The sequence below is a fragment of the Clostridium aminobutyricum genome (assembly GCF_017255415.1).
Taxonomy (GTDB): domain Bacteria; phylum Bacillota; class Clostridia; order Peptostreptococcales; family Anaerovoracaceae; genus Aminipila; species Aminipila aminobutyrica.
Window position 1 is genome coordinate 541684 of the sequence record NZ_JAFJZZ010000001.1, and the last position, 11639, is coordinate 553322.

Annotated in this window: 11 protein-coding genes; 9 read left to right on the top strand and 2 right to left on the bottom strand. The window is 45.7% G+C overall.

The window, feature by feature from the left end; all coding sequences use genetic code 11:
- The first annotated feature begins 23 nt into the window (after window positions 1-23).
- Window positions 24-1514, top strand: coding sequence for a glycerol kinase GlpK (gene glpK / locus JYB65_RS02665; protein WP_206581074.1), 1491 nt, complete (start codon window positions 24-26; stop codon window positions 1512-1514).
- A gap of 40 nt (window positions 1515-1554) precedes the next feature.
- Here the strand turns inward: glpK and JYB65_RS02670 are convergent, their stop codons facing one another.
- The gene (locus JYB65_RS02670; RefSeq protein ID WP_206581075.1) at window positions 1555-1695 is read right to left on the bottom strand and encodes a hypothetical protein; all 141 of its coding nucleotides are present in this window, start codon (window positions 1693-1695) and stop codon (window positions 1555-1557) included.
- Window positions 1696-2055: 360 nt separating this feature from the next.
- On the opposite strand from JYB65_RS02670, the gene hrcA reads away from it, so the two are divergent.
- The 7 genes from hrcA to JYB65_RS02705 all read left to right on the top strand — a co-directional run bounded on the left by hrcA (window position 2056) and on the right by JYB65_RS02705 (window position 10519).
- Window positions 2056-3102, top strand: a complete 1047-nt coding sequence (gene hrcA, locus JYB65_RS02675) for a heat-inducible transcriptional repressor HrcA (RefSeq protein WP_206581076.1) — start codon at window positions 2056-2058, stop codon at window positions 3100-3102.
- The gene (grpE, locus tag JYB65_RS02680) at window positions 3095-3676 is read left to right on the top strand and encodes a nucleotide exchange factor GrpE (protein WP_206581077.1); all 582 of its coding nucleotides are present in this window, start codon (window positions 3095-3097) and stop codon (window positions 3674-3676) included. Before hrcA ends, grpE begins: the two co-directional genes overlap by 8 nt.
- 16 nt (window positions 3677-3692) lie before the next feature.
- Window positions 3693-5552 carry a molecular chaperone DnaK gene (gene dnaK, locus JYB65_RS02685; protein ID WP_206581078.1) on the top strand — a complete coding sequence of 620 codons (1860 nt, stop codon included), beginning with the start codon at window positions 3693-3695 and terminating at the stop codon, window positions 5550-5552.
- A gap of 84 nt (window positions 5553-5636) precedes the next feature.
- Complete coding sequence (gene dnaJ / locus JYB65_RS02690; protein ID WP_206581079.1) at window positions 5637-6773, top strand: molecular chaperone DnaJ; 1137 nt, start codon at window positions 5637-5639, stop codon at window positions 6771-6773.
- Window positions 6774-6961: 188 nt separating this feature from the next.
- Window positions 6962-7189: a DNA-binding protein gene (locus tag JYB65_RS02695; RefSeq protein WP_425331110.1), complete on the top strand. Its 228-nt coding sequence runs from the start codon at window positions 6962-6964 to the stop codon at window positions 7187-7189.
- A gap of 13 nt (window positions 7190-7202) precedes the next feature.
- Window positions 7203-9140: a sensor histidine kinase gene (locus JYB65_RS02700; protein ID WP_206581806.1), complete on the top strand. Its 1938-nt coding sequence runs from the start codon at window positions 7203-7205 to the stop codon at window positions 9138-9140.
- Between the two features lie 59 nt (window positions 9141-9199).
- Window positions 9200-10519 (top strand): sensor histidine kinase, encoded by a 1320-nt coding sequence (locus tag JYB65_RS02705; protein WP_206581080.1) that lies wholly within the window; start codon window positions 9200-9202, stop codon window positions 10517-10519.
- Between the two features lie 3 nt (window positions 10520-10522).
- Here the strand turns inward: JYB65_RS02705 and JYB65_RS02710 are convergent, their stop codons facing one another.
- Entirely contained in the window at window positions 10523-11209 is a 687-nt protein-coding gene (locus JYB65_RS02710; protein WP_206581081.1) for a response regulator transcription factor, read from the bottom strand.
- 181 nt (window positions 11210-11390) lie between these two features.
- On the opposite strand from JYB65_RS02710, the gene JYB65_RS02715 reads away from it, so the two are divergent.
- The gene (locus JYB65_RS02715) at window positions 11391-11639 is read left to right on the top strand and encodes a hypothetical protein (RefSeq protein ID WP_206581082.1); all 249 of its coding nucleotides are present in this window, start codon (window positions 11391-11393) and stop codon (window positions 11637-11639) included.

Here is an 11639-nt window from a genome sequence, read left to right on the forward strand (position 1 = left end):
CTATAAACGTTGAGAGGTAAATGATGAAAAAATATATAATGGCATTGGATCAAGGTACCACAAGTTCAAGATGCATTTTGTATGATAAGAAGGGAAATACGGTCAGTGTTGCTCAGAAAGAATTTACTCAGATTTATCCAAAACCGGGATGGGTGGAACATGATCCGATGGAGATATGGTCTACACAAATCGGTGTGGCGCAGGAAGCTTTACTGATGATTGATGCGACTTACGAGAATATCGAGGCCATCGGAATCACGAATCAACGGGAAACCACCGTCGTATGGGACAAAAATACAGGCATGCCGATCTGCAATGCCATCGTTTGGCAATGCAGAAGAACCGCTGAATTCTGCGATGAACTCCGGGAAAGGGGGCTGGCTCAGAAGTTCAAGGAAAAAACGGGACTCTTATTAGATGCCTATTTTTCAGGAACAAAATGCCGATGGATTTTGGATCACGTTGACGGGGCAAGAGAGAAAGCGGAAGCGGGAGATTTATTGTTTGGAACCATAGAAACGTGGCTGATCTGGAAACTGACGAGAGGAAAAGTGCATGTTACCGATTATTCGAATGCATCCAGAACCTTGCTCTTTAATATTCATCAGCTAACATGGGATGAAGAAATTTTGAAGGAATTGGACATCCCGAAAAGTATGCTTCCGAAAGCGCTGCCGTCAAGTTGTATCTATGGAGAAACCGATCCCGTTATCTTTGGCGGGCCGATCAAAATCGGCGGTGCGGCAGGAGATCAGCAGGCTGCTCTGTTCGGACAGACTTGTTTTAGCCAAGGAGAAGCTAAAAACACGTATGGAACGGGTTGCTTTATGCTCATGAATACCGGAGAAAAGCCAATTGAGTCAAAACATGGTTTATTGACTACGATTGCCTGGGGATTGGAAGGCAAGGTGCATTATGCGCTGGAAGGTTCTATATTTGTGGCAGGGGCTGCGGTTCAGTGGTTAAGGGATGAGTTAAACATCATTCCGAATTCGTCCGAATCCGAAAAGATGGCAACCACCGTAGAAGATTCAAATGGGGTATATATGGTGCCTGCTTTTGTAGGCCTGGGGGCTCCTTATTGGAATCCTTATGCAAGGGGGGCTATATTTGGGTTAACCAGAGGAGCCAATAAAAATCACTTGGTTCGAGCGACTTTAGAATCATTGGCCTTTCAAACGCATGACTTGCTTCAAGCAATGCAGGAAGATTCGGGTATCCGGTTGGCTTCTTTAAAGGTTGACGGAGGGGCCAGTGCGAATAACTTCTTAATGCAGCTGCAAGCAGATCTTCTTCAAACGACTGTAAAAAGGCCGGTATGTATCGAAACCACTTCTCTGGGAGCTGCCTATCTGGCAGGGCTGGCGGTTGGTTATTGGAAGAATAAAGAGGACGTACTAAAGAATTGGCAGATCGATCAAACGTATGATCCAAAAATGCCGCAGGAAAAGCGAAGTGAAATGCTTGTCGGTTGGAAGAAAGCTGTAAAATGTGCGCTTTTGTGGGCTGAATAATAAATTAGACACTTACTCATATAAAAATGAAGTATGAATTTCACACTTCATTTTTGTAGTTTTTGGCGCTTATATCTATTCTTCCGAAGGTTACGCCGAATAATACTCCTGTGTATAGCCCTAATACTAGCACCAGCATCCCTATGCCCACTGTTGTATAAATGATCTCCATTTTTTCCATCGCTTACCTCTTTTCGTATCATAATTATAAAATTCCTTATTTTTCTAATTATCCCATTAAAAAGTAAAATCTAAAGAAGGTTCGGAGTAAAACATAAGTAAACTTTAACATGGTAGATAGGCAGAGCAGAAGCAATCTTAAAAAGAAAGATTAGTAGCGGTTGAATTTATGTTTGAAACCCCTAATTTATAGGAGTTATTTTTTATAGGTTTGGAAAAATAGTATGGACTGAAAAAATTTTAGAAATATTGATATTTTTTTCAAAAGAGTGTTGACATTAATAGGGTAAGAGTGTTACATTAAAAATGTAATTAGCACTCATGATAGTTGAGTGCTAACAAATAAAGAGAGGCGTTGGATATGGATTTAAACGAAAGGAAATTGAGAATATTACAAGCGATCATCGCTGATTTTATTCGCACAGGTGAGCCGGTTGGATCCAGAACTCTTTCCAAGAAGTATGAAATGGGCATTAGTCCTGCTACTATAAGAAATGAGATGTCTGACCTTGAAGAGATGGGATTCTTAACACATCCGCATACTTCGGCAGGCCGTGTTCCTTCCGATAAAGCATATAGGTTATACGTGAATAGCTTGATGCAGAAACGGGAGCTATCGATGGAGGAAAAAAGAGCTATTAACAACAAGCTTCACAGCAATATTTCCGAGCTCGAGAAAACGATACAGCATGCAGCAAGTCTGCTTTCAGAGATAACGAATCTGACTTCTTTTGCGATGACACCTGATCAGAATGAAGATCAATTGAAATATATTAATCTTCTTGCAGTGGATGAACAAACTGTCGTACTGATGATTGTTTCAGAAAGCGGCAAGGTTACAAATACCGCAATTAAGTTAAGGACTTCCTATACTGTTGAGAGTCTGGAACTTCTGTCTAAATCGATGACTTACAATTACAGGGGAAAAAGCATCAGTGAAGTGTTAACCCATGACATTATAAGGAGCTTTCAAACGGATATTGAGGCCATGAATTTACTGGCTGAAAATATCATGCCGAATTTTATGAAAACCCTTGAAAACATGTTAAATGTCAATCTGTATATGGATGGACTGAAAAATATCTTTTCTATACCGGAGTATAACGATATCGATAAGGCTAAGATGTTCATTGAATTGCTTGATAAGAAGGAAGACTTCACAAAGAAATTGATCAAGAGAGATAATGGGGTAATTATTACTATTGGGAATGAGAATGCAGATGATATGATGCAAGAATGCAGCTTGATTACTGCGACTTATCATATAGATGGTAAGCTGGTCGGAAAGATTGGTGTAATCGGACCGACTAGAATGAAATACGATGAGGTAACGTCTGTTATTGAGTATGTAACCGAAAACTTAAGTAACACGTTTAAATTGACAGGAGGAAATGACGAAGATGATTAAAGAACAAACTTCAGCAGAAGAAAATGAAGTTCTGGAAAATGTAGAAAAGCAGAATCCGGAAGAGGTTTCTTGTGAAAATCAAGAACAGGAACAGGGTGCTGATGGAAACGCAGCAGGAGCTTCAGAAGATCAAACAGAAACAAAAGCTACTGAGGGGAGTCCTGAAGATGAAGAATGGAATACCAAGTATTTAAGATTAATGGCAGATTTTCAGAATTATAAAAGAAGAACTGAGAAAGAAAAGAGTGACATTTATGCATATGCGAATGAGAAAATCGTTTGTGAGCTGCTTGATGTTATAGACAATTTTGAAAGAGCCCTTGCATTTGGCGAGGGTGAAGGTCTTGTTCAGGGGATGAACAATACATTTAAAATACTTAAGGGGGTACTGGAAAAAAGCGGATTAGAGGAGATTGGGGCGTTGGGACTGGAATTCGATCCGACTGTTCATAACGCAGTGATGACTGAAGACAGCACAGAACATGATAGTAACAAGGTGACGGCGGTCTTACAAAAGGGATATAAATTAAACGGAAAAACAATTAGACCTAGTATGGTTAAGGTTTCAAATTAGTAGGAGGTAATATATTATGGGAAAAGTAATAGGAATTGACTTAGGAACAACAAACTCGTGCATCGCAGTACTGGAAGGCGGAGAGCCGGTAGTCATTGCAAATGCAGAAGGAAATAGAACTACTCCATCAGTAGTAGGATTTACAAAAGCCGGAGAAAGATTAGTGGGAGAAACTGCAAAAAGACAGGCGATCACGAATCCGGACAGAACTATTTCATCCATTAAGACGCACATGGGTACAGACCACAAGGTGGAAATTGATGGGAAACAGTATACTCCGCAAGATATTTCAGCGATGATTTTAAGCAAGTTAAAGGCAGACGCTGAAAGCTACCTTGGTGAAAAGATTACAGAAGCAGTTATCACCGTACCTGCATACTTTACGGATGCACAGAAGCAGGCAACAAAAGATGCCGGTAAGATCGCGGGTCTCGATGTAAAGAGAATCATCAACGAACCGACAGCAGCATCACTTGCTTACGGACTTGATAAAGATGCAACTCATCACAAGATTTTAGTCTATGACCTAGGCGGCGGTACATTCGATGTATCCGTACTTGAAATCGGAGACGGTGTATTTGAAGTACTTGCAACGAATGGAGATACAAGGCTTGGCGGAGACAACTTCGACAAAATCTTAATCGACTTTATGGCAGATACCTTTGCAAAGGAACACGGAATCGACTTAAGAAGTGACAAGATGGCTCATCAGAGACTAAAAGAAGCAGCAGAAAAAGCAAAGAAGGAGTTATCCAGTGCACAGACAGCAAATGTGAACCTTCCATTTATCACAGTAAGTGCGGATGGTCCTCTTCACATGGATATGGATATTACAAGAGCTAAATTTGATCAGTTAACTTCCGAATTGGTACAGAGAACCATCGAGCCAATGAAAAAAGCTATGTCAGATGCCGGCGTAACCACAAGTGATATTGAAAAAGTTATCCTCGTAGGTGGTTCCACAAGAATTCCTGCGGTTCAGGATGCTGTAAAGAATACCACAGGAAAAGAACCATTTAAGGGCATTAACCCGGATGAATGTGTAGCGGTTGGTGCTGCTATTCAGGCCGGCGTTTTAACAGGGGAAGTTCATGATGTATTATTGCTTGATGTAACACCACTTTCACTTTCCATCGAAACATTAGGTGGCGTGGCAACAAAGCTAATCGAAAGAAATACAACTATTCCTACAAAGAAGAGCCAGGTATTCTCCACAGCTGCCGACAATCAGACAGCAGTAGACATTCACGTTATGCAGGGTGAAAGAGAAATGGCTGCCGGAAATATCACACTAGGACGTTTCCAACTTTCAGGAATCCCGCCTGCACCTCGTGGAATCCCTCAGATTGAAGTTACCTTCGATATTGACGCAAACGGTATTGTCAATGTAAGCGCAAAGGATATGGGGACAGGTAAAGAACAGAGAATTACAATCACTTCTTCCAACAAGCTTTCCGAAGATGATATCAAAGCGAAGGTAAAAGAAGCAGAACAGTTTGCGGAAGAAGATAAGAAGAAGAAAGATGAGATCGAAACAAGAAATAAAGCAGAATCTCTTGTGTACGAAACAGAAAAGAACTTAAAGGATTTGGATGCTTCCTTATCGGAAGATGAAAAAGCAAGTGTTTTAGCTGCTAAGGATGAATTATCCAAGGCTCTTGAAGGAACAAATATAGCAGAAATCAAGGAAAAGACAGATAAGCTGACCGAACAATTCCACACGATTTCAGCTAAAATGTATCAGCAAGCACAGGCTGCTCAGAATGCCGGAGGAGCTGGATTTGATCCAAATATGGGTGGCCAGGCACAAGAAGAAGCGCCAAAGCATGATAATGTAGTAGATGCCGACTATAAAGTTGTTGACGAAGACAAATAGTTGACAGAAAAAAATAAAATTTAGAGTATAAGCACTCCTTTTACAAGGAGTGCTTGTCAAAGTGTTAAGAGCGGAGAGAAAGTGATGGCAGATAATAAAAGAGATTATTATGAAGTCCTTGGACTGCAAAAGGGTGCGAGTGAGAGTGAAATCAAAAGTGCTTTCCGTAAGATGGCGATGAAATATCATCCTGATAAGAACCCGGGCGACAAGGAAGCAGAAGAAAAATTTAAAGAGATCAATGAAGCGTATAGTGTTCTTTCCGACCCTGACAAGAAGAATAAATATGATCGGTTCGGTCATGCCGGAGTAGATCCAAGTGCCGGATTCGGCGGCGGTGGATTCGGTGCAGGCGGATTTGAAGATATATTTGATATGTTTGGCGGTATGTTTGGCGGCGGATTCGGCGGCACTTCCAGAAGGAGAAACGGCCCGATGAAGGGAAGAGACCTTCAGCAGGAAGTCCTGATATCCTTTGACGAAGCTGCTTTTGGAACCACGAAGGACGTGAAGATTTCCAAATATGTCAAATGTGAAAAATGTAATGGGTCAGGTGCGGAGGAAGCAACTGCGAAGAAAACTTGCCCTACTTGCAGCGGCACCGGAGAAGTTCGAACAACTCAACGAACCCCGTTCGGACAATTTCAAAGTGTTTCCACCTGTCAGACCTGCGGAGGTTCCGGCCAAGTAATCGAAAAACCTTGTGCTGAATGCAGCGGCACGGGTAAGGTTCGAAAGACCGTAACGATCTCTGTCGACATTCCGGCCGGGGTTGACAATGAATCTGTAATATCCCTAAGGGGTCAGGGTGAACCGGGAAGTAACGGTGGGCCAAACGGAGACTTATACGTAGTAATTCGAGTAAAACCACATGAATTATTTAAGAGAGATGACACAGACCTGTGGCTGGAAATTCCGATTTCCTACGCACAGGCAACACTTGGAGATGACATTGTGGTGCCTACATTAAGCGAAAAGGTTTCTTATACCATACCAGCGGGTACTCAGCCGGGAACGGTATTCCGATTAAAGGGCAAAGGCATTAAAAGCTTGCGGGGCTCCAGAATGGGTGATCTTTATGTGAAGGTTATTCTGGAAGTGCCTACGAAGCTAAATGCAGAGCAGAAAAAGAAGATTAAAGAGCTAAGTCAAATTTTGAGCGCTGAGAATCACGGGAAGAATAAGACGTTTACCGATAAGGTAAAAGAACTGTTTAAATAAGAGAAATCAAGGTGAAAGCAGATAACCATTGGGTTGTCTGCTTTTTTTGAGGCTGTACCTAATTTTGCCCTTAGATATAATAAAAGCAATCAATCATGGTGCGAAAAGTAACATGGACCATCGGAATGCTTTTTGCTGATTTTTTATTGAATATTTCCTGATCAAGAAATATAATGGGTAAAAAGAGATTGGTTCGGAGGAAAATCATGGAATATATCAGCACAAAAGAAGCGGCGGAGAAATGGAGCCTTACCCCTCGGATGGTGGTCTACCACTGTGTCAATGGGCGCATCAAGGGTGCGCAGAAAATTGCTAACGTGTGGATTATTCCCAAAGACGCTGCCCGGCCGGAGGACAGGCGAAAAGCATACCGGATCGGTAAAGGAGGCGGCGTTTATCAAACTTTTCACCCATAAGCATCGGCTGTCATTGATTCTGACAGCGGCGCTTGTCACGGTTCTTGCGCTGATGCTGTTGGTCAGGCCGCCGGAAGGCCCTGAAAGCGTCACGGTCACAGAGCAAAATGGCGTGTATGATCTGTCTGGACTTGCGGACTTGGATGGAACACTGATTCGTCTTGCTCCGGCAGGAATCTATTACCCCAATACATACCTGATGCCAGAAAATGCGGATACGGCCGTTTCCGAAAGTATTAACCGCTACGAAGAAATCAGAGCAGACTACCTCTCCCAGCGGTTTGTTCTGAGGCTCCCGGATAACAGAGAGGTATACACTCTGACCTTTACCCTTTCCGGCCGCCACGCCATGCGCGTCTATGTAAACGGCAACTTGGCTGCGCAGACTGGCCATCCGGAAACCACAAAGCAGGACACCGAGGTGTGGGAAAATAACATCACCTTTGACGCGGCGGCGGAGGACGGCAAAATGGAAATTATCCTCCACAGCGCGCAGTTCTATCACGCCAAAAGGGGTGCGTCCCTTGGGTCGCTGAGTCTGAGCAAATCAGGAACTGTCACCGATCCCTTTGTGTTTGATCGGATCAAGGGGATGGCCGTCGCAGGCGCGTTTTTGTGTGCGGCGGTATTGCTGCTGGGAATTTACCTGCTGCTGTCTCGTACAAAAGCGACCCTTTATTTTGCTCTGACCTGCGTGGTCATGGCACTGCGAGAGCTTCTGCAAAGTCAGGCATGGACATACTTTCCCATTCCCGGCAACCTTTCCTTTATGCTGGAATATTTAAGCGTAGTGTTGCTGACCGTATTTCTTTCGCTGTACCTCGGACAGTATGCCACAGGAAAATTGCTGCGAGGCGTTCAATATACGGCGATTTTCGGCTCCTGTGTTTATGGACTATGCGTACTGCTTGGAGATTCCATCTTCTATACCTCAGTGCTGGGCTATTATCAGATACTGCTTGTTTTGTGCATCGTTCCCGGCATTGCCGGGCTGTTCTGGAATATGCAACCCCCGACAAAGGAACAGGGCGCCGCTATATACGGCATCGCGGTCTTTTTCCTTGCCGCGTTGTCGGATATTTTGATGTACAGCGATTTGTTCGGCGATGGGCCCAACGCGCCCATATCGGAAATGGCCATGCTGGTATTTGTGCTGGCGCAGACGGTTTCCCTGTTTCTGATGAACAACCGGGTGCTGGCTCAGGCCAAAGAAGCGGAACAGAAGCTAGAAACGGAAAAGAATGCGCTAGAAGCGCTCAACCGGATGAAAACCGAGTTTTTAGGCAATGTTTCCCATGAGCTGAAAACGCCGCTGACGGTGGTGTCCGGTTACGCCCAGACCACCAGGCAGATGGCGGAGCAGCACGGAGAGCTGAACGCAGGAGAAGTATCCCGCAGAATGAAGCTCATCTCTTCAGAGGCAGAACGGCTTTCGCTGATGGTAGGACAGATCCTCGACGTAACCCGGATCGAGGAGGGCCGTATGGCCATGGAGCAGACGTCCTGCTATGTGGATGAAATCATTCACGGGGCAATCGAAACTTATTACCCCATACTCAACAAGAACGCCAACCGGCTGGAAATTCACATAGAAAGGGCCCTTCCCGCCGTCAGCGCCGATCCTGGGCGGATCTCCCAGGTCATCATCAATCTGATCTCCAACGCGGTCCGATTTACGGTAAACGGCCTGATCACCGTGTCCGCAAGGCAGGAGGATCTCCATATCGTGATCTGTGTCGCCGACAACGGCGCCGGAATCAGCCGAGAAAGGCTTCCCCATATCTTTGAGCGGTACGTCAGCAAAAAAAAATCCGGGGTTGGTCAGGATACCGGCACCGGACTTGGTGTTTATATCTGTAAGCATATCGTGGAGAGCCACGGAGGGGAAATCTGGCTGGAAAGCGAAGAAGGAAAGGGCACTTCCGTTTTTTTCACCCTGCCCGTACTCTAAAGGCTGCTGGCCAGGTCGCCAAAAAGTCCATATTGATTACATGAAAGGCTGGTAGGCAAATGAAGAAAGCATTACAATTTATTACAAATAAATTTTTGAATAAACAGCTTGGCCTGCGTGTCCGGCTGTTTAATATACTGGCAATGGCGGGAATTCTGGTCAGCTCCGGAGCGGCCACTCTGGCTTTAATAACGGACGCCGGAGCGGAAGCCGCACCCTTCTGCTATCTTTCAACGCTGCTTGCCATCGGTTTGTTGTATTACTCCTATCGGAGCGGAAAATATCAACTTTGTTACATGATCACCGTTATTGCAGTCTTTTTGGTTGTTTTTCCGATTGTTTTTATCACAGGCGGAGGATTTCGAGGCTCTATGCCGTTGTACTTTATTTTCGCAGTTATTTTCACTGCGTTTATGCTGGACGGGAAAAAAATGTTTGTCATGGCGGGAATCGAACTGTCTGTCTATACGGGACTTTGTTTCTTTGCCTACTTCTTCCCCCAGTATATCATCTGGTACAAAGCGGAATGGAACATTGTGATTGACATTGTTGTCGGCCTGATTGCCGTCAGCGTTGCCCTAGGTGCCACCATGTACTTTCAGTTTCGTGTTTACGACGAACAGCAGCGGGAGCTTGAAAAGGCGCGAGAGCAGTTGGCGGCGGAAAATATAGCCCTTGAGCAGATCAACCGCCTGAAAACCGAGTTTTTGGGCAATGTTTCTCACGAGTTGAAAACGCCGCTGACGGTGATGTCCGGCTACGCCCAGACCACCAAACAGCTTGCCCAAAATTCGGATACGCTGGAGGGCAGCGAAGTGTCCCGCCGGATGACCCTTATTTCCTCCGAGGCGGAGCGGCTTTCCCTGATGGTGGGGCAGGTTCTGGATGTGACCCGCATGGAGGAAGGCCGCATGGTCATGGAGCCGGTACGCTGCTACACAGATGAAATCATCCATACCGCCGTTGAAACCCATTACCCTATCCTGAATAAGAACCAGAATCGGCTGGACATCCGCATCGAAAGCGGGCTCCCCGCCGTCCATGCCGACCCGGCACGGATCTCCCAGGTCATCGTCAACCTAATCTCCAACGCGGTACGGTTTACGGTAAACGGCCTGATTACCGTATCCGCAAGGCGGGAGGGGCCTCATATCTTAGTCTGCGTGTCAGATACCGGTGTTGGAATCGCGGCGGAGCGGCTTCCCCATATTTTTGAGCGGTACAGCCAAAAACAAAAATCCGGCGGCGGTCAGGATACCGGCACCGGACTTGGATTGTATATCTGTAAGCATATCGTGGAGCAGCACGGCGGAGCAATCTGGATCGATAGCGAGGAAGGGCGCGGCACATCCATGTTTTTCACCCTGCCTGTACTGTAAAGGCTAATACCGCACTTTGCTGAAAATGTATTCGTTTTTTCCGGGGCTGGACAGTTCAAACCAGCCAACCTCATCGAACTTCATCTTTCTGCGCAGATTGGACACATGTGCCTTGACCGTGCCGGATGCGCCGGGGGACAGCTCGCCCCACGCACGGCGGTAGATTTCATTAAAGCTGAGCCGCTGTCCGGCAAACAGGGCGAAGCAGCCTAAAAGCTGCAGCTCTTTCAGCGTAAGCGGAATGCAAATTCCGTCCAAGGTGGCTTCTCCCGCAAGGAAATCAACCGTCAACGGAGGAAGTTCGATTTTCCCGGCGGACATAACCCCGTTTCTGCGAAGCTGCGCCGCTACATGGGCACTCAGTACATTCAAGTCATAGGGCTTGGTGACGTAATCGTCCCCGCCCTGAAGCAATCCCTTGATCACGCTCTCATTTTCATCCCTGCATGTCAGGAAGATGATGGGGGCGTTTGTTTTTTGCCGCAGCTCGGCGCAGAAGTCAAAGCCGGAGCCGTCCGGCATCATCACATCTAAAAGAATCAGGTCGGGGGCGTGTTCCTCCAGCAGAAACCGCGCCTTTGCAAGGGTGGCTGCGCAGACGGCCTCATACCCCTTGCCCTCGAAATATTCCCGGTTGATTTCCAGCACATCGGCTTCATCTTCTACCATTAAGAGCTTTATTTTCTTCATCCCCTCACCTCCGCTTTATTGAATTATTTTACCATATTTTATGTAAAAATGGAACGCCGGAAAATTCTTTTCAAAAAACGGTAAAGATTTCTTAACCCTACGCACAGAGAGATTTTTTTTTGATAATCTTGGATTATACCGGAACGTAAAAACGAAACCGGCAGAAATGAGGTGATAACGTATGCTGCAAATAACCCGGGTGGACATTTTAGACGGTCAGACCTTGGACATTGAGCTTAGTAACGGCCATTTAATCTTGTTTGATACCCAGCGCCTGCCGGAAGCGGATCACAGCTACGACAGCTTGCGGGAATTGGAGGTGCTGCCCCGACCGAATACCGACGGCCGGAGCGTGTACTGGCGGGACGGCCCGCGGATTGCGCTGGAGGACATCCTGCACTGGCTGTCTATTCAAAACAATAATAAATAA

Bases quoted from the DNA above. Each gene is read 5' to 3' on its own strand.
- JYB65_RS02715 (WP_206581082.1), top strand. From the start codon at position 11,391: ATGCTGCAAATAACCCGGGTGGACATTTTAGACGGTCAGACCTTGGAC.
- JYB65_RS02705 (WP_206581080.1), top strand. From the start codon at position 9,200: ATGAAGAAAGCATTACAATTTATTACAAATAAATTTTTGAATAAACAG.
- glpK (WP_206581074.1), top strand. From the start codon at position 24: ATGAAAAAATATATAATGGCATTGGATCAAGGTACCACAAGTTCAAGA.
- hrcA (WP_206581076.1), top strand. From the start codon at position 2,056: ATGGATTTAAACGAAAGGAAATTGAGAATATTACAAGCGATCATCGCT.
- JYB65_RS02670 (WP_206581075.1), bottom strand. From the start codon at position 1,695: ATGGAAAAAATGGAGATCATTTATACAACAGTGGGCATAGGGATGCTG.
- dnaK (WP_206581078.1), top strand. From the start codon at position 3,693: ATGGGAAAAGTAATAGGAATTGACTTAGGAACAACAAACTCGTGCATC.
- JYB65_RS02710 (WP_206581081.1), bottom strand. From the start codon at position 11,209: ATGAAGAAAATAAAGCTCTTAATGGTAGAAGATGAAGCCGATGTGCTG.
- grpE (WP_206581077.1), top strand. From the start codon at position 3,095: ATGATTAAAGAACAAACTTCAGCAGAAGAAAATGAAGTTCTGGAAAAT.
- dnaJ (WP_206581079.1), top strand. From the start codon at position 5,637: ATGGCAGATAATAAAAGAGATTATTATGAAGTCCTTGGACTGCAAAAG.